This is a genomic window from Mannheimia sp. USDA-ARS-USMARC-1261, from assembly GCF_000521605.1.
GTDB lineage: Bacteria > Pseudomonadota > Gammaproteobacteria > Enterobacterales > Pasteurellaceae > Mannheimia > Mannheimia indoligenes.
Genome location: NZ_CP006942.1, coordinates 893,198 through 909,767 on the forward strand (window position 1 = coordinate 893,198; position 16,570 = coordinate 909,767).

The following is a 16,570-nucleotide window of genomic DNA, read 5'->3' on the forward strand; positions in this document are numbered from 1 at the left end:
TTTTTAAAAGAATATAGCTCCCCTCTTTGCTAAAGAGGGGAACGTGTCCAAATGTAAATTATAAATAAAAGAGAAACTATGCGTTTAGATAAATTCATTGCCGAAAACACCGGCTTAACCCGTTCCCAAGCAGCAAAAGTATTGAAAAGCGGCGAAGTGACCGTTAATGGCAAAATTGAAAAAAGCGGAGCGGCTAAAATTAGCCAAGATGATGAAATTTGCTACCAAGGAGAGCCACTTGAATGGGTAGAGGAGGGGCAATATTTTATGCTCTACAAGCCGCAAGGCTATATCTGCTCGAATGATGATGGTGAATATCCAACCGTGTTCCAATTTTTTGACTATCCGCTGATGACCAAGTTACATACCGCAGGGCGGTTAGATGTGGATACTACAGGATTAGTGTTATTAACCGATGACGGCAAATGGTCGCACCGCATTACTTCGCCAAAGCACCATTGCGAAAAAACTTATTTGGTAACGTTGGCAGATCCTGTCGAAGATTTTTATGCTGAAAAACTTGCGGAGGGTATTTTACTGCGTGGCGAAAAAGATCCGACTTTGCCAGCTCAACTGGAAATTTTAGACGATTACAATGTGAATTTGACAATTAGTGAAGGGCGTTATCACCAAGTCAAGCGAATGTTTGCCGCCTTAGGCAATAAAGTGGAAGCCTTGCACCGTTGGCGAATTGGCGATGTGGTGCTAGATGATGATTTAACTGAGGGGGAATTCCGCCCGCTCACACAAACTGAAATTGAGAGTTTCTAATGGAAAATAAAAGACCTGCCGCCAGTTTTTTTATCATTTTAGGAATGATGGCGATGATGCCACCTTTGGCGATTGATATGTACTTGCCATCGTTTTTGGATATCGCCAAAGATCTAGCCGTTTCGCAAGAAAAGGTGCAAACCACCTTAGCCTTGTTTACATTAGGTTTCGGTTGCGGGCAACTTTTCTGGGGGCCGATGGCAGATAGTTTTGGGCGAAAGGTCATTATTTTAATCGGGCTGATTGGTTCGGCAATCGCCGCTTATTTCCTCACGCAAGTGGAAAATATCAACACTTTCTATATATTGCGTTTAATTCAAGGCTTATGTGCCTCTGCCCCTGCGGTGGTGCTTGGGGCATTGGTGCGGGATCTGTTCGAGAAAAATCAATTTGCTCGCTTAATGTCGATCATTATGATTATTTCAATGCTCGCTCCGCTGCTTGCCCCAATTATCGGCGGTTATGTGGCGAAATATTTCCATTGGCATTCGATTTTTTATGTGCTGATGTCAATGGGATTGCTTTGCGTGGCGTTAATCAGCTGGAAAATCCCCGAAACCTTGCCAAAAGAGAAACGTTTACCGCTGAGTTTTGGCAAAAGCCTGAAAAACTTTTCCGAACTTTTATCGCATAAGCCCACTTTAGGATATGTGCTGATTGGCGGCTTAACCTTTGCCGGCATTTTCTGTTTTCTCACCTCAGGCTCGATTGTTTACATCGGTATTTACGGCATTTCGCAGGAATATTTTGGCTACTTCTTCGGCTTAAATATGGTGGTGATGGTAATAATGACCGCCATCAACAGCAAAATGGTGGTTAAAGTCGGCTCGGAAAGAATGCTGCAAATTGCCTTAGCCTTACAAGTGCTAGCCGGAATTTGGCTAGCCTTAACTGCGATGTTTGAACTTGGTTTCTGGGCGATGGCGTTAGGCGTGCCGTTTTATATTGGAATGCTTTCCACCATCGGCAGCAATGCCTCCGCCGCCATTTTAGACCGCTACCCACAAATGGCAGGCACAGCAAACGGCGTTGCCGGCACGGCTCGATTTGGCATTGCCTCGCTTGTGGGAGCTGGGCTTTCCCATATTGCGATTATCAGCGAAGCCCCAATGCTCTATGCAATGGCGTTGTGTACCATTACCGCAGGGGTGGTTTATTATTTTCTCTGTTATCAGAAACATTAGGTAGGGTGGGTTTTAACCCACCAACACGATCCCATAACAAGCGGTTATTTTTAAACGGAATTTTGCAAAAAGGAATTGGGCATTATTTCCTAAACAACGAAATCGACTCCAAATGCCCTGTATGAGGGAACATATCAATCATCGCCACTTTTTCTAGGCGATAGCCAAATTGCAATAGCTTTTCTGCATCACGCACGAGCGTTGCCGGGTTGCAAGAAACATAAACAATTCGCTCAGGGTTGAGAGCGGCAAGGTGATCTAAACAAAATAATGCCCCGTTGCGTGCCGGGTCGAGCAGGACTTTATCAAAAGGGACTTTCGCCCAAGGTTTATCGGCAAAAGGCTCATCTAAGTTGGTTTGGTAAAATTCCACGTTTTTTAGACCGCTTGCAGCCGCATTTAAGCGGGCTTGTTTCACCATTGGCTCAACGCCCTCAATGCCGACTACCGATTTAGCGGTTTTGGCAATCGGAAGAGTGAAATTCCCCATTCCACAAAACAGATCTAACACACGATCATCATTTGAGAGCTCAAGCCATTCAAGGGCTTTTTCTACCATTTTTTCATTTAACTTGCCGTTTACTTGAATAAAATCTCGAATAGAAAAATGCAGTTTCAAGCTTTGAATTTCATAATAAAGCAGTTCACCGCATAGGTATTCGAGTTGATTCTCTTCACACATCAGAAAAACAGAAAGGGCATTTTGTTCTGCAAAGTGCAGTAAATTTTCACGATCTTGTGCCGATAATTGCCCTAAATGGCGTAAAAATAGAGCAGTGGTGTTATCAGCTTGTACTAATTCGATATGTCCTAATTTTTTCTTGTTTTTCCACTGTGCCACAAGACTTTGCAGTTTAGGTAAGAGATGAGAAAGCGGCTCAACCAGCACTTCGCACTGTGCAAGCGGTATGATTTGGTTGGAATTTTGCAAGCGAAAGCCCATCACCAATTCATTGTTTTGAATGGCAATGCTGAGTTTGGCTCGGCGGCGGTAGGCTTTATCATTGCCGACAATCATCGGTTGGAAAGCAATTTCTTCACGTTGCAATTTTTGCAGACGTTGAAATAGGGCGTTTTGTTTCGCCTCACGTTGTAATTCAAGCGAAATATGTTGCATTTGGCAGCCACCGCATTTGCCGTAAAGCTCACAGCTCGGCATTGTACGATTTGCCGATTTTTTAAGAATTTTGACCGCTTGTCCGCGTCCGTATTGGCGTTTTTCTTCAATCACCTTAAATTCTACCTGCTCATCGGGCAAGGCATTTTCAATAAACCAGGTTTTACCGTTAATTTTAGCGATGCCTAAGCCTTGGTAATCCAAAGATTGAATTTGCACAATTTGACGAGCGGTCGGTTTTTGCGGTTTTTTTGCAGATTTTTCAGAGTAAAAAATAGCCATTAGTATAATATACAGAATAAAAAATGGGTGTATTATATAAGAAAAGCATTTTGTGGAAAATGGAGGCAATATGATTTCAGCGGTTTGGACTGAACGTTACTTGGTAGATAAAAAGAGAGAGCAAGATCATCGCTCACCCTTTCAGCGTGATAGAGCAAGACTTCTGCACTCCGAAGCCTTTCGCTGCTTACAAGCCAAAACGCAAATTCACGCTGTGGGGGAGGACGATTTTTACCGCACCCGCTTAACTCATTCGTTGGAAGTGGCACAAATCGGCAGTAGCTTGCGTGAAAAATTATTAGACGATAAAGCAGGCTTTCAAGCGGTCTGTTCTGATCCAAAACTTGCAAAAGATGAAGAAAATTTGACCGCTTTATTACCTTCTCGTAGTCTGATTGAATCGCTCTGCTTTGCTCACGATCTCGGGCATCCACCTTTTGGACACGGTGGCGAGATGGCATTAAATTATAAAATGCGTGAATTTGGCGGTTTTGAAGGGAATGCTCAATCTTTCCGCATTATGACCCAGCTCGAGCCTTACACTGAAAGGGCAGGTATGAATTTAACTCGTCGTACCTTGCTTGGTGTGATGAAATATCCATCATTATTATCCGTAAGTTTTCCTCTTGAACCAGCAGAAATGGAGAATACTCACCACATTAATCTGCACGATTTTCCTCAAAGTAAAGGCATTTTTGATGATGATGAGCACTTTTTCGATTGGGTTTTAGCTCCTTTAAGTGAAAAAGATAAGCAACAATTCTGCTCGGTTGAGCAAAACAAAGCTCCTAAAAAGCCGAACAAAACCCGCTATAAGTCTCTTGATTGTAGCATTATGGAACTGGCAGACGATATTGCCTACGGCGTACACGATTTGGAAGATGCGATTGTTGGCGGAATGGTTACGCCACAATCTTGGCAAAATGCGGAAAAATTACTGAAAGAAAGTGGATCAGATTGGATAAAAGAGCGTTTGTCTGAAATGAGTAAAAATTTATTTTCACAACATCGTTATGAACGTAAAGATGTGATTGGGGCTTTAGTCAATCACTTTATTACTAACGTGCGTTGGAAAGAACTCCCTGAATTTGATGAGCCGTTGCTACGTTACAACGCCTACTTGCCTGATAATGTTGCTTGCGTGCTGAAAATTCTGAAAGATTTTGTGTATCAATATGTGATTTGTGATGCTAAAACCCAGCGAGTAGAACGCAAAGGGCAACGCATTTTAATGGAGTTATTTGATATTTTAAGTAGCGATCCGATGCGATTATTACCGAATAATGTACGTGAACGTTGGAAAAATTCGGAAGAAGCTAAACGAGCAAGGGTAATTTGCGACTACTTAGCCGGTATGTCAGACGGGCAGGCATTCAAACTTTTTAAAAATTTTTAACATTTTTTTAAAATTAAATGAACTAACTGAAATTCGCTTAGTCATAAAATATAGTTGAGTAATTAACTCGACTTTTAACCAAAGAATAGGAGATTCTTATGAAAAACTTAAATAAAGCATTATTAATTCTTACAACATTTGCTTCTGCAACTGCATTTGCTCAAGCGGTAGCTGTACCTGAGGAAATTTATCAACCACAAGGCGAATTAATTAAATCAGAGCTTCAAGGTAAGAATGAATTTGAGGTTGAATACCACGTTAAAGGAACAGATGTGCGTGGTTTAGCAGAAAAAGCCATTGAACACGCTAAAAGCAAAGGTTTTGATTTAGTTAAATCAGAAATTAAAGATAAAGATGCCGATTTAAAATTCAAACGTAATCAGCAAGAATTGGATGTTGATATTGAATTGGAAGGCAAAGATCGCATCGAATATAAAGCAGAGTTAGATTTAGATAATAAATAATTTGTAAAATCTAAAATAAAAAAGACCGCTTGTGTGTTTTAACCGCACAAGCGGTCTTTTTGTTGAGCTTTTTTGCAAAAATAGTAAAGCATAGCAGGAGTAGAATTTGCTAAAATAGCTACCTAGAAAAATAAGTAAATCGTCTTTAGAGGAAAAGAATGTTTTTAGTCGGTCAGCGTTGGCTAAGTGAATCGGAAAATAATTTAGGTTTAGGTATTGTGAAAGCGGTGGATCATCGCACTGTTACCATTAATTTCCCCGCAGCGGAAGAAGAGCGAGTGTATGCTATTTCTGTTGCCCCTTTAACCCGTGTGCAGTTTCAAGCAGGCGATAGAATTAATAGCCTTGAAGGTTGGCAGCTTGATATTGTAGATGTAGTTGAAAATCAAGGTGTTGCGATTTATTTGGGGAAAAGGGTCGATAATGGAGAAGAGGCTGTTTTGCCTGAAATGCAACTCGATCACAAAATTAGCTTTAGCAAGCCACAGGATAGACTTTTCTCGGCACAAATTGATCGTAGCGATCGATTTGCGTTACGTTTTCGTGCGTTAGAGCATCAACAAGCTCAGTATCAATCGCCTTTGAGAGGCTTGCGTGGTATTCGAGCCAGCCTAATTCCCCATCAATTACACATTGCTAAAGAAGTTGGGCAGCGTTTATCGCCGCGTGTTTTACTTGCTGATGAAGTGGGTTTAGGAAAAACCATTGAAGCGGGAATGATTTTACAACAGCAGCTTTTTAGTGGCAGAGTAGAGCGTGTGCTGGTGCTCGTGCCGGAAAGCCTGCAACACCAATGGCTGGTGGAAATGCTCCGCCGTTTTAATCTGAAATTTTCGCTATTTGATGAAGATCGTTGTAGTGATTTTGATAAGGAATATGAAAACGGTGAGAACGCCAGCGAGAATCCATTTGAAAGTGAATCTTTAGTGATTACTTCACTGAACTGGTTGGAAACCGCACCACAGCGAGCAAAACAGGTGCTTGATGCCGGGTGGGATTTGATGATTGTTGATGAAGCTCATCATTTAGAATGGTCGGAAGAACAACCTTCGGTGGGTTATCAATTTGTCGAAAATTTAGCGAAAAGTATTCCTTCGGTCTTACTTTTAACCGCAACGCCTGAGCAACTAGGGCAAGAGAGCCATTTTGCTCGCCTAGCTCTGCTCGATTCCGATCGTTTTTATGATTACAACAGCTTTGTGGCGGAGCAAACGCAATATCAGCCCGTTGCGGATGCGGTGGCGACATTATTAAATGATAAGCCTCTCACAAATGACGAGCAGAATACTATTGCAGAATTGCTAAGCGAGCAGGATACCGAGCCGATGTTCCGAGCGATCAATAGCAAAAAATCGGACGAAAATGACCGCTTGCAAGCCAGACAAGAGTTGATTAGTGAGCTGATTGACCGACACGGAACAAGCCGCGTATTGTTTAGAAATACCCGTCAAGGCGTGAAAGGTTTCCCTCATCGTGAATATCACCAAATCAGCTTGGAAATGCCGAAACAATACCAAAATGCGTTAAAAGTGATGGCTATGATGGGGAGTGTGAGCCAAACGGATTTACTTTATCCGGAATACTTGTTCCAGCGAATGAACCCAAATGCTAAATGGGCGGATTTTGACCCTCGTATTGAGTGGCTAATTACCTTCTTGAAAAATCATCGTGAAGAAAAAGTTTTGGTTATCTGTAAACAAGCGGATACGGCGATTGCGTTAGAGCAAGTTCTGCGTGAGCGTGAGGCGATCCGCTCGGCAGTATTCCACGAGAAAATGTCGATTGTTGAGCGTGATAAAGCAGCGGCTTATTTTGCTCAACAAGAAGAAGGTGCTCAAGTACTGATTAGCTCAAGCATTGGTTCAGAAGGGCGTAACTTCCAATTTGCTAAAGATTTGGTACTGTTTAGCCTGCCGGATAATCCTGATTTACTCGAACAAAGTATTGGGCGTTTAGATCGTATCGGGCAGAAAAACGATATCCAAATTTATGTGCCGTGCTTTAATTTGTCAGCTCAGCAAATGTTGGCACAGTGGTATCACAAAGGCTTAAATGCGTTTGAAGAAACCTGTCCGATGGGAACGGCAATTTTCCGTGAATTTAATGAAGAATTACAAGTTTTCTTGAAAAAACCTGAATTTTCAGAGCAATTTGATGACTTTTTAGCGAAAACACATAAACGCCGGCAACAATTGAAAACAGAATTAGAAAAAGGGCGAGATAGATTATTAGAACTCAATTCTAATGGTGGAGAAATCGCTCAACAGCTTGCAGCAGATATCGCTAAAGAAGATAATAATCCGCACCTCGTAAATTTTGCCCTGAATTTATTTGATGTGATTGGCGTGGAGCAAGAAGATTTAGGCGAGCAGAGCATTGTGATTAGCCCAACAGGGCATATGTTAGTACCGGATTTTCCGGGGGTGTCGGAAGAGGGGACAACCATTACCTTTGATCGTGAATTAGCTCTAATGCGTGAAGATGTGGAGTTTCTCACTTGGGATCACCCGATGATCCGCAACGGCATTGATTTAATTACCTCTGGCGATATGGGGAAATCAGCAGTTTCATTGTTGGTGAATAATAAATTACCTGCCGGTACATTATTACTTGAAGCCATTTATATTGTGGAAACACAAGCTCCAAAAGGCTTGAATTTAACGCGTTTCTTGCCACCAACACCAATTCGCATTTTAGTGGATAACAAAGGTAATAACATTGCTCCACAGGTTTCCTTTGCAGGGCTTGAACGCCATTTAAAACCTGTGAATAAGCAGATGGCAAATAAAATTGCGAAAATGGCACGGGCAGATATTGAGAAGTTGATTAAAGCAAGTGAAAAAGCCGTGCTACCTCAAGTGCAAGAAGTAATTGAAACCGCCACATTTGAGGCAAATAGTAAATTAAAAGCAGAATTACACCGCTTGGAATCCCTCAAAATGGTAAATAAAAATATTCGAGCTGATGAAGTTGAGGCATTAGAGCAACAGCTCAACGAAACATTAGCACAAATCGCCCTTGCAAATTACCGTTTGGATTGCTTGCGTGTGATTGTGAGTAATAAAGAGTAGCTTAAAAATATGGCATTAATTGAATATAACCCACCGCTCGAGCCTTTTTTGAACGAGGTTTATCGGGATAATCATATTTTAGTTTTAAACAAACCAAGTGGTTTGCTTTCTGTACCGGGTAGCCAACCTGAATATTATGATAGTGCGATGACCCGAGTGCAGAAAAAATATGGTTTTACCGAACCGGCTCATCGCCTTGATATGGCAACAAGCGGTATTATTTTGTTTGCTCTGAGCAAAGCAGCGGAAAAGGAATTGAAACGTCAATTTCGTGATCGTGAGCCGAAAAAGCACTATATTGCGTTACTTTGGGGAAAATTAGGCGAGAAAGTGGGTGATAAAGGCGAAATGAATTTTCCGTTAATTTGTGATTGGGAAAATCGTCCCCGTCAAAAAATTTGTTATGAGCGAGGTAAAAAAGCGATTACCCATTATGAAATTTTGGCTCATAACGCCAATAATACCACTCGTGTAAAACTCACGCCGATTACAGGGCGTTCGCACCAATTGCGGGTGCATAGTTTGGCACTGGGGCATCCGATTATCGGCGATAAGTTTTATGCTAATCCACTAGCGAAAAGCCTATCGCCTCGCTTATGTTTACACGCAGAATCGCTTACTATTACTCACCCGATTACGGGCGAGTTAATGACGTTTACTGCAGAGCCAGAGTTCTAAGCTATCTCAACAGGCTTCTGTAATATTCCCAATCAAAATATTGCCCCGGGTCGATTTTTCGTTCCGGGGCAATATTGCTATGCCCTGTGATTCTCTCATCGGTAATTTGTGGGTAGCTTTTCTGAATCACTTGCGTGAGTTTCGCCAACGATTGATATTGTGCTTTGGTAAAGGGTTGATTATTACTCCCTTCTAGTTCAATACCAATCGAGTATTCATTACATTTTTCCCGCCCCTCAAAGCAAGACACTCCGGCGTGCCATGCCATATCATTAAAATTGACATATTGAGTAATTTCGCCTTTACGATTAATTAAACAATGGGCAGACACTCGAAGATCTTGGATTTCTTCAAAATAAGGGTGAAGAGTTGGGTCAAGTTTGCCTTGAAAAAAAAGATCGATAAAATTCCCACCAAATTCTTCGGGGGGAAGGCTAATATAGTGAATAACCAATAATGAAATATCATTTTCACTTGGGCGTTGGCTAAAATGGGGAGAGGGGACTTGTTTTTGATGAACTAAACAGCCGTTCTGAATTTTCAATTTTTGCATAGTTTAAATAGGGTAAATACGGTAAAATCACGTCTAACTATATTTTACAAGAAAAGAGAAAATTATGCTCAGTTATCGCCACAGTTTCCACGCAGGCAACCACGCAGATGTGTTAAAACATATCGTTCAACTTTTGATTTTACGTTCATTAAAAGAGAAAGAGAAAGGCTTTCTTTATCTTGATACTCACTCGGGTGTTGGGCGTTACAGTTTGCTGAGCTTTGAATCCGAAAAAACAGGGGAATATTTAGAAGGTGTTGCCCGCCTGTGGGAACGTAATGATTTGCCTGAAGAAATCGCTTTATACATTGATGAACTGAAGAAAATTAATCGTGGCGGAAAACTCAAATATTACGCAGGTTCGCCGCTATTAGCGGTTCAGCAGCTGCGTGAGCAAGACCGAGCGATTTTGACCGAACTTCACCCTAACGATTTCCCATTATTACGCCAAGAATTTGCCAAAGCCAAAAACGTGCAAACTAAGCGTGAAAACGGTTTTCATCAGCTAAAATCGGCTTTACCGCCAAAAGAACGCCGAGGCTTTGTGCTAATCGATCCACCTTATGAACTAAAAGAGGATTATGAATTGGTGGTGCAAGCGATTGAAGAAGGTTATAAACGTTTTGCGACAGGCGTGTATGCGATTTGGTATCCGGTGGTGTTACGCCAACACACTAAACGCATTGTGCGTGGTTTGCAGGAAACCGGAATCCGTAAAATTTTGCAAATTGAACTTGCGGTTCGTCCTGACAGTGATCAACGAGGTATGACCGCAAGTGGAATGATTGTAATCAACCCACCTTGGCAGCTTGAACAACAGATGAAAAATATTCTGCCTTATTTAACCGAAGTGCTTGTGCCGGAAGGAACAGGCTCTTGGACGGTAGAATGGATTACGCCTGAGTAATTTATACAAAGTAAAATTTTTGAGAAAAATAACCGCTTGTCAGAACAGGAAAAAACGATGCAACAATATAAACACGACTTTATCGAATTTGCCCTCAGCCGCAATGTTTTAAAATTTGGCGAATTTACCCTAAAATCAGGCAGAATCAGCCCTTATTTCTTCAATGCAGGGCTTTTCAACACTGGGCGTGATTTAGCCAAATTAGGGGAATATTACGCACAAGCAATTCAAGCCTCAAATATTGAGTATGATGTGCTATTTGGTCCTGCCTACAAAGGCATTCCGATTGCAACTACTGTGGCAGTTGCCCTTGCTAATCAATTCGATGTGGATAAGCCTTGCTGCTTTAACCGCAAAGAGGTGAAAGATCACGGTGAAGGTGGTAACTTAATCGGTTCACCGCTGAAAGGTAAAATTTTATTGGTGGATGATGTGATTACCGCAGGCACAGCAATTCGCGAATCAATGGAAATTATCAACGCCAACAATGCCGAATTAGCCGGTGTGTTAATTGCATTAAACCGTAAAGAAAAAGGTAAAGGTGAGCTTTCAGCGATTCAAGAAGTTGAACGTGATTATGGCTGCCAAGTGTTCTCGATTGTGGATTTTGATGATTTGGTTTCCTTTATTGAAAAATCGCCACAATATGCCCCTTATTTGCCGAAGATGTGTGAATATCGTGAAAAATATGGTGTGTAAATTTTTGCGAAAATAAGACCGCTTGTATCATTATATTATGAATAATTTTCATATTTAGCTGAGATTTTTTCAGCGAAAAAATGGATAAATTCATTGTGAGTAGATCACAATTGGCTTAGGATATTACTCAATATTAATGAGTTTGGAGAAACACAATGACGGACAAAAAATTACCTTTTCACGCAGATACTGTGGGTTCATATTTACGTTCAGAGGCTTGGAAAAAAGCTCACGCAGACTATAAAGAAGGCAAAATTTCACTTGAAGAGCGTGATGAAATTGTAGACGTAGAAGTAAAAAAATTAGTGCAAGCTCAGTTAGATGCAGGCATTCAAGTGGTTACAGATGGTGAGTATCATCGTTCTTGGTGGCATATCGACTTCTTGGAAAATCTAAATGGTATTGAGGGCTATGTGCCGGAAAAAGCCTATGCGTTTAAAGGCGTTGAAGTTCGTCCTTACAATACTCGTTGTTGTGGCAAAGTGTCGTGGAATCCAAACCACCCATTTATTGAACATTTCAAAAAATTTAATGCCATTGTAGATGGGCGTGCGGTAGCGAAATTTACTATTCCAAGCCCGAACCAGTTGATGTATCCGGTTCAATGGGATCACGGTATTTACCCAAATCGTGAAGCATTTGCGAAAGATGTGCAACAAGCCTATAAAGAAGCGATTAAAGCTTTTTATGATGCGGGTTGTCGCTATTTACAAATTGATGATGTGTATTGGGGATCGCTGTGTAACAACTTTGAGCAACCTACTTTTGAAGCGGATAAAGCTCAAGCGGTTGCCAATATTCAAGCGATTTTAGCCGATAAACCAGAGGATATGACTATCACCACACACGTTTGTCGTGGTAACTATAAATCATCTTATTTATTAACCGGGGCTTATGATCCAATCGCTGATGGTTTATTTGCTCAAACCAACTATGATGGTTATTTCTTAGAATATGATGATGAGCGTTCAGGCGGTTTTGAGCCGTTAAAACATTTCGCTAACAATAAAGGGCGTGTGGTGTTAGGCTTAATCAGCTCGAAATTCCCTGAATTAGAAGATAAAGAAGCTATCAAAGCTCGCATTGCCGAAGCTGCACAATATGTGCCGTTAGAGCAACTTTGCCTAAGTCCACAATGTGGTTTTGCTTCGACAGAGGAAGGCAATATTATGTCTGAAGCTCAGCAATGGGCAAAAGTTCGCTTTGTGGAGGAAATCGCCAAAGAAGTTTGGGGAGAGGATTAATCTCCCCAATATATAAAATTACCTGCTTGCTATTTTATTGGGTGAGCGGGTAATTTTTCGGCAATCCACATCTTAATTAATGCTTGTCTAGGTACACCTAAATGACGAGCTTGTTTATCTAATGCTTCAACCATCCAATGAGGAAAATCTACATTCACTCGTTTTATCATTCCCGGTCGTTGGGCGGTGGAAAGATCAAAATATTGAAGAACGTCCTCTTTTCCTTCATCAAAAATACGTTCTAGTTCTTCTGCACTAATGGTGTTTTTCATAGCAAGATATTTCCTTTTTGCGTGAGCGTCTAACAGAAATTAGACGAATAGTGTCATTTCTCATAGTGAAAAATGCACTCCAATGTTTACCATTTAATTTTCCGATAGTTAAGTAGCGAAGTTCTATATCTGAACGAGATGCAAGAGTTACTCTTTGATCATCTTCCCAAAGTAACTTAGCTTGCTCAAAATCAATACCGTGTTTGTTAAGATTGCTAATACTTTTATTGGGGTCATACTCAAATAAAAGTGGCTCTGTATATTTTAATTCGATATACATAGTATTCCTTTTTTATACCTTTTACAATATGGAGTACTAGCATAAATAAAATGGAGATGCGGTTCAAAATGGAAAAGTGATTTTTTCGACAGAGATCGAGAAAATCACTTTTAATCATTGACATAGTCTAATTGGAGGAGTAGCTACTTAATACGCTCAAAACCTTGTTCAAGATCGGCAATTAAATCTTCTACGGATTCTAAACCAACGTGAATACGAATTAATGTGCCAGTTAGTTTCCGCTCAATAGCTGGACGAATTCGAGCGATTTCTTCAGGCTGGTTGGCAAGAATGAGGGATTCAAACCCACCCCAAGAGTAAGCCATCGAAAATAATTCAAAATGTTCTAAGAAATTGGCTAATTTTTCTTGTGAGAGCTTTTCGCAAAGTTCAAATGAAAATAGACCGCTTGCTCCTAAAAAATCTCGTTTGAAAAACTCGTTACCCGGACAACTTTCAAGAGCAGGGTGGTAAACCGCTTTCACTTCAGGGCGTTGTGCTAACCAATTTGCAATTTCAATACTGCTTTTCTCGTGCTGGCTCAAGCGAATGCCTAAGGTACGTAAGCCGCGAGCGGTGGTGTAGGCAGAATCGGCATCAACCATTTGTCCCATTAAGTAAGAACCTTCACGTAATTGATCCCAGCAGCGAGCGTTAGAAACCGCTGTACCGATCATCACATCAGAGTGTCCGACTAAATATTTCGTACCGGCTTGAATAGAAATATCAATGCCGTGTTCAAGTGCAGGGAAAAGTACACCGGCAGACCAAGTGTTATCAATCATAATCACGATTTCAGGGTTCACTTCACGAGCAGCTTTGACTAAAGCTGGAATATCAGGCACTTCCATTGTAAGCGAACTTGGCGACTCTAAAAAAAGCACTTTAGTGTTAGGTTGAACAAGGGCTTTCAAGCCTTCTCCAATCATAGGGTCGTAATAGGTAGTTGAAATTCCCATTCGTTTTAACAGCACATCGCAGAATTCTTGAGTTGGCTCATAAGCTGCTCCGGTCATTAAAACGTGATCGCCTTGTTCCACAAAGGCTAAGATGGAATTTGTTACCGCTGCGGCTCCGCAAGGGTAGAGGTAGCAACCCGCCCCACCTTCTAATTCACACATTGCTTCCTGGAGTGAAAAATGGGTCAGTGTGCCACGTCGTCCATAAAATAAAGCTCCTTTATAACGGTTTTGGGTAGCATATTTTTTTTCTTCCAATGACTCAAAAACTAAGGACGAAGCACGTTGGATAATAGGATTAACCGCCCCTTGTGTATAGCGTTTTTTACGCCCTGTATGAACAAGTTTAGTGGATAGATTTTTATAGTTAGACATTCTTTTCTCCTAATAAATAAACAAGCGGTAAGATTTTACAAATTTTTTGCAAAATCTTACCGCTTGTAATCCGTATTAACGGAAAATAAAACTGTTTTTTTGTCGGCTGCGTTTAAATTGACTGATTAACACAATCACAGCAAAAATCAGATAAACTGCAAAGGTGAAGATTAACCATTGTGCCATAGAAAAACCAAACATTTCCCATTGGCTTTGACTACAATTTACGGGACCGGGTGCGAAAACGTCCGGTAACCATTTATCAAGCGGCAATGTTTGCGGAAAATCGACCTTAAACTCGCATTGATTCCAAGGCGACGGATTAACTTGATAATCGTGATGTTTAAGTGCCAGCGTTAAGCCTTTAAAGGCACTCCCCAGCCATATTAGAATCGCTAACCATCGTAGAACGGTGTATCGATTACCAAGAAAACCTAATACACCTGCAAATAAAATACCAAATAAAGCGACACGTTCATAAATGCACATTACGCAAGGCACTAAGCCCATTCCGTATTGAAAGTATAGAGCGATACCTTCTAGCACAATACAACTTAATACCAGAAAAAACCACGCACCACGAGAGAGTGATAGATTTTTAAAATAATGGAGCATAATGATTCCTCATATTTATGAAACGCGTCCATTCTACCTTATTTGGTATAGCTTATCTATATTAGATTAACGTGTAATAATCCAGCCCCAATTCAACATCACTTCAGTCATTGATGGCAGTAAAAATTCCAATGCCAAGAAGCCAACAATTGAAAGTACAATGGTATAAGGCAGAGCCATATATACCATTCTGCCGTAAGAGAGTTTGATTAACGGAGCAAACGAAGAAGTTAATAAGAATAAGAACGCTGCTTGCCCGTTTGGCGTTGCTACAGACGGTAAATTTGTCCCGGTGTTGATAGCAACTGAAATTAAGTCAAACTGTTCACGATTAATCACACCGGAGGTGAGTGCCGCTTTTGCTTCATTAATATATACTGTACCGACAAACACGTTATCTGAAATCATTGATAATAAACCGTTGAAGATGTAGAACAACGCAAGTTGTGAGTGCTCTTCAGCTGATAAAACGAAGCTGATAATCGGCTCGAACAATTTTAAGTCGATAATCACTGCTACAACGGAGAAAAATACAATTAACAATGCAGTAAACGGCATTGATTCTTGGAATGCTTTACCTAAAGCGTGTTCGTCGGTAATGCCACAGAATGCCGTACAAATAATGATAATAGTTAAACCGATGATGCCTACATCAGCAAGGTGTAATGCTAAACCAATAATCAACCAAACACCGGCAATGGCTTGTACGATCATTTTTAGCTTATCTTGCTTAGTCATTTTTTGCTCTTTTAATTGATTATAACGAGCAAGCACAACCCAAACACGGCGAGGTAATCTATCTCCATAACCAAATAATTTGTACTTTTCAACAATAAAACACGTTGCAACACCGCAAATTAACACAGGTAAGCTAACAGGTAGAACACGTAATAAAAACTCAATAAATCCCCATTCAGCTTGTGAAGCAATAATTAAGTTTTGCGGCTCGCCCACCATTGTCATCACACCACCTAGAGCAGAACCGACACCGGCGTGCATTAATAAACTTCTTAAAAAACTACGAAATTGTTCTAAAATTTCTTTACGAGTGAGAATTTTCTCATCATTGGTAATATCGGTTGAGTCTTCAAAACTATTGCCCGATGCAACTTTATGGTATACCCCATAGAAACCTGTTCCTACGCTGATAATCACTGCGATTACGGTTAGAGCATCAAGGAAGGCAGATAAGAAAGCAGCACTTAAACAGAAAGCTAGAGAGAGAATTTTTTTTGAGTGGATAGCAATAAGCAATTTGGTAAAAATATACAGCAGAAGTTGCTTCATAAAATAGATACCCGCTACCATAAACATCAGAAGTAAAATAACATCAAAATTTGCCATAATTTCGTGTTTAATGTGGTGAGGGCTAGTCATACCGATAACTACAGCCTCAATGGCAAGTAATCCGCCTGGTTGCAAAGGGTAACATTTTAACGCCATTGCCAAGGTAAAAATAAATTCTGCAACCAGACACCAACCTGCCACGAAAGGACTAATGAAGAAATAAATGAGAGGGTTAATAATTAGAAATGCTAAAATACAGAGTTTGTACCACTCAGGGCTTTTCCCTAAGAAACTCTTAAAAAGAGCGTCAATGTTACTCATAAGAACCTCCAAAAGTGAAATAATATTGCAATTGTAATATAGTTTAGATTAAAGGATAATAGGATAACTCATTTTTTATTTACAATAATTGATCA

The 16,570-nt window shown here is 40.6% G+C and carries 16 protein-coding genes; 9 read left to right on the forward strand and 7 right to left on the reverse strand.

The window, feature by feature from the left end; genetic code table 11:
- Nucleotides 1-78 precede the first annotated feature (78 nt).
- Both rsuA and X781_RS04335 read left to right on the forward strand, forming a co-directional pair.
- Nucleotides 79-771 carry a 16S rRNA pseudouridine(516) synthase RsuA gene (gene rsuA / locus X781_RS04330; protein WP_025235739.1) on the forward strand — a complete coding sequence of 231 codons (693 nt, stop codon included), beginning with the start codon at nucleotides 79-81 and terminating at the stop codon, nucleotides 769-771.
- Nucleotides 771-1,955 carry a Bcr/CflA family multidrug efflux MFS transporter gene (locus X781_RS04335; protein WP_025235740.1) on the forward strand — a complete coding sequence of 395 codons (1,185 nt, stop codon included), beginning with the start codon at nucleotides 771-773 and terminating at the stop codon, nucleotides 1,953-1,955. Before rsuA ends, X781_RS04335 begins: the two co-directional genes overlap by 1 nt.
- Nucleotides 1,956-2,037: 82 nt before the next feature.
- On the opposite strand, the gene rlmD is transcribed toward X781_RS04335, so the two are convergent.
- Nucleotides 2,038-3,354 carry a 23S rRNA (uracil(1939)-C(5))-methyltransferase RlmD gene (rlmD, locus tag X781_RS04340; protein WP_025235741.1) on the reverse strand — a complete coding sequence of 439 codons (1,317 nt, stop codon included), beginning with the start codon at nucleotides 3,352-3,354 and terminating at the stop codon, nucleotides 2,038-2,040.
- A gap of 70 nt (nucleotides 3,355-3,424) precedes the next feature.
- On the opposite strand from rlmD, the gene X781_RS04345 reads away from it, so the two are divergent.
- The 4 genes from X781_RS04345 to rluA all read left to right on the forward strand — a co-directional run bounded on the left by X781_RS04345 (nucleotide 3,425) and on the right by rluA (nucleotide 8,963).
- Nucleotides 3,425-4,750 carry an anti-phage deoxyguanosine triphosphatase gene (locus tag X781_RS04345; protein ID WP_025235742.1) on the forward strand — a complete coding sequence of 442 codons (1,326 nt, stop codon included), beginning with the start codon at nucleotides 3,425-3,427 and terminating at the stop codon, nucleotides 4,748-4,750.
- Between the two features lie 98 nt (nucleotides 4,751-4,848).
- Nucleotides 4,849-5,214, forward strand: a complete 366-nt coding sequence (locus X781_RS04350) for a hypothetical protein (protein WP_025235743.1) — start codon at nucleotides 4,849-4,851, stop codon at nucleotides 5,212-5,214.
- 158 nt (nucleotides 5,215-5,372) lie between these two features.
- A complete protein-coding gene (gene rapA, locus X781_RS04355) occupies nucleotides 5,373-8,285 on the forward strand; it encodes an RNA polymerase-associated protein RapA (RefSeq protein ID WP_025235744.1) in 2,913 nt (970 codons plus the stop codon).
- 9 nt (nucleotides 8,286-8,294) lie between these two features.
- On the forward strand, nucleotides 8,295-8,963 hold the full coding sequence (gene rluA / locus X781_RS04360) for a bifunctional tRNA pseudouridine(32) synthase/23S rRNA pseudouridine(746) synthase RluA (RefSeq protein ID WP_025235745.1): 669 nt from the start codon (nucleotides 8,295-8,297) through the stop codon (nucleotides 8,961-8,963).
- Between the two features lies 1 nt (nucleotide 8,964).
- On the opposite strand, the gene ampD is transcribed toward rluA, so the two are convergent.
- Nucleotides 8,965-9,516: a 1,6-anhydro-N-acetylmuramyl-L-alanine amidase AmpD gene (ampD, locus tag X781_RS04365; RefSeq protein WP_038643911.1), complete on the reverse strand. Its 552-nt coding sequence runs from the start codon at nucleotides 9,514-9,516 to the stop codon at nucleotides 8,965-8,967.
- 64 nt (nucleotides 9,517-9,580) lie between these two features.
- On the opposite strand from ampD, the gene X781_RS04370 reads away from it, so the two are divergent.
- The 3 genes from X781_RS04370 to X781_RS04380 all read left to right on the forward strand — a co-directional run bounded on the left by X781_RS04370 (nucleotide 9,581) and on the right by X781_RS04380 (nucleotide 12,366).
- Complete coding sequence (locus X781_RS04370) at nucleotides 9,581-10,423, forward strand: 23S rRNA (adenine(2030)-N(6))-methyltransferase RlmJ (protein ID WP_025235746.1); 843 nt, start codon at nucleotides 9,581-9,583, stop codon at nucleotides 10,421-10,423.
- Between the two features lie 57 nt (nucleotides 10,424-10,480).
- Nucleotides 10,481-11,122: an orotate phosphoribosyltransferase gene (gene pyrE / locus X781_RS04375; protein WP_025235747.1), complete on the forward strand. Its 642-nt coding sequence runs from the start codon at nucleotides 10,481-10,483 to the stop codon at nucleotides 11,120-11,122.
- Between the two features lie 155 nt (nucleotides 11,123-11,277).
- Nucleotides 11,278-12,366: a 5-methyltetrahydropteroyltriglutamate--homocysteine S-methyltransferase gene (locus X781_RS04380; protein WP_025235748.1), complete on the forward strand. Its 1,089-nt coding sequence runs from the start codon at nucleotides 11,278-11,280 to the stop codon at nucleotides 12,364-12,366.
- Nucleotides 12,367-12,395: 29 nt separating this feature from the next.
- Here the strand turns inward: X781_RS04380 and brnA are convergent, their stop codons facing one another.
- From brnA to nhaB, 5 genes are all read right to left on the reverse strand, one after another.
- Nucleotides 12,396-12,638: a type II toxin-antitoxin system BrnA family antitoxin gene (gene brnA, locus X781_RS04385; protein WP_025235749.1), complete on the reverse strand. Its 243-nt coding sequence runs from the start codon at nucleotides 12,636-12,638 to the stop codon at nucleotides 12,396-12,398.
- On the reverse strand, nucleotides 12,622-12,918 hold the full coding sequence (locus X781_RS04390; protein ID WP_025235750.1) for a BrnT family toxin: 297 nt from the start codon (nucleotides 12,916-12,918) through the stop codon (nucleotides 12,622-12,624). The genes brnA and X781_RS04390 overlap by 17 nt, the downstream gene beginning before the upstream one ends.
- A gap of 143 nt (nucleotides 12,919-13,061) precedes the next feature.
- Nucleotides 13,062-14,252, reverse strand: a complete 1,191-nt coding sequence (gene metC / locus X781_RS04395) for a cystathionine beta-lyase (RefSeq protein WP_025235751.1) — start codon at nucleotides 14,250-14,252, stop codon at nucleotides 13,062-13,064.
- A gap of 75 nt (nucleotides 14,253-14,327) precedes the next feature.
- On the reverse strand, nucleotides 14,328-14,867 hold the full coding sequence (gene dsbB, locus X781_RS04400) for a disulfide bond formation protein DsbB (RefSeq protein WP_025235752.1): 540 nt from the start codon (nucleotides 14,865-14,867) through the stop codon (nucleotides 14,328-14,330).
- A gap of 66 nt (nucleotides 14,868-14,933) precedes the next feature.
- Nucleotides 14,934-16,475: a sodium/proton antiporter NhaB gene (gene nhaB / locus X781_RS04405; protein ID WP_025235753.1), complete on the reverse strand. Its 1,542-nt coding sequence runs from the start codon at nucleotides 16,473-16,475 to the stop codon at nucleotides 14,934-14,936.
- Nucleotides 16,476-16,570 lie beyond the last annotated feature (95 nt).

What these genes read in the sequence shown, in the direction of transcription:
- rsuA (WP_025235739.1), top strand. Translation starts at nt 79, where the DNA reads ATGCGTTTAGATAAATTCATTGCCGAAAACACCGGCTTAACCCGTTCC.
- X781_RS04335 (WP_025235740.1), top strand. Translation starts at nt 771, where the DNA reads ATGGAAAATAAAAGACCTGCCGCCAGTTTTTTTATCATTTTAGGAATG.
- rlmD (WP_025235741.1), bottom strand. Translation starts at nt 3,354, where the DNA reads ATGGCTATTTTTTACTCTGAAAAATCTGCAAAAAAACCGCAAAAACCG.
- X781_RS04345 (WP_025235742.1), top strand. Translation starts at nt 3,425, where the DNA reads ATGATTTCAGCGGTTTGGACTGAACGTTACTTGGTAGATAAAAAGAGA.
- X781_RS04350 (WP_025235743.1), top strand. Translation starts at nt 4,849, where the DNA reads ATGAAAAACTTAAATAAAGCATTATTAATTCTTACAACATTTGCTTCT.
- rapA (WP_025235744.1), top strand. Translation starts at nt 5,373, where the DNA reads ATGTTTTTAGTCGGTCAGCGTTGGCTAAGTGAATCGGAAAATAATTTA.
- rluA (WP_025235745.1), top strand. Translation starts at nt 8,295, where the DNA reads ATGGCATTAATTGAATATAACCCACCGCTCGAGCCTTTTTTGAACGAG.
- ampD (WP_038643911.1), bottom strand. Translation starts at nt 9,516, where the DNA reads ATGCAAAAATTGAAAATTCAGAACGGCTGTTTAGTTCATCAAAAACAA.
- X781_RS04370 (WP_025235746.1), top strand. Translation starts at nt 9,581, where the DNA reads ATGCTCAGTTATCGCCACAGTTTCCACGCAGGCAACCACGCAGATGTG.
- pyrE (WP_025235747.1), top strand. Translation starts at nt 10,481, where the DNA reads ATGCAACAATATAAACACGACTTTATCGAATTTGCCCTCAGCCGCAAT.
- X781_RS04380 (WP_025235748.1), top strand. Translation starts at nt 11,278, where the DNA reads ATGACGGACAAAAAATTACCTTTTCACGCAGATACTGTGGGTTCATAT.
- brnA (WP_025235749.1), bottom strand. Translation starts at nt 12,638, where the DNA reads ATGAAAAACACCATTAGTGCAGAAGAACTAGAACGTATTTTTGATGAA.
- X781_RS04390 (WP_025235750.1), bottom strand. Translation starts at nt 12,918, where the DNA reads ATGTATATCGAATTAAAATATACAGAGCCACTTTTATTTGAGTATGAC.
- metC (WP_025235751.1), bottom strand. Translation starts at nt 14,252, where the DNA reads ATGTCTAACTATAAAAATCTATCCACTAAACTTGTTCATACAGGGCGT.
- dsbB (WP_025235752.1), bottom strand. Translation starts at nt 14,867, where the DNA reads ATGCTCCATTATTTTAAAAATCTATCACTCTCTCGTGGTGCGTGGTTT.
- nhaB (WP_025235753.1), bottom strand. Translation starts at nt 16,475, where the DNA reads ATGAGTAACATTGACGCTCTTTTTAAGAGTTTCTTAGGGAAAAGCCCT.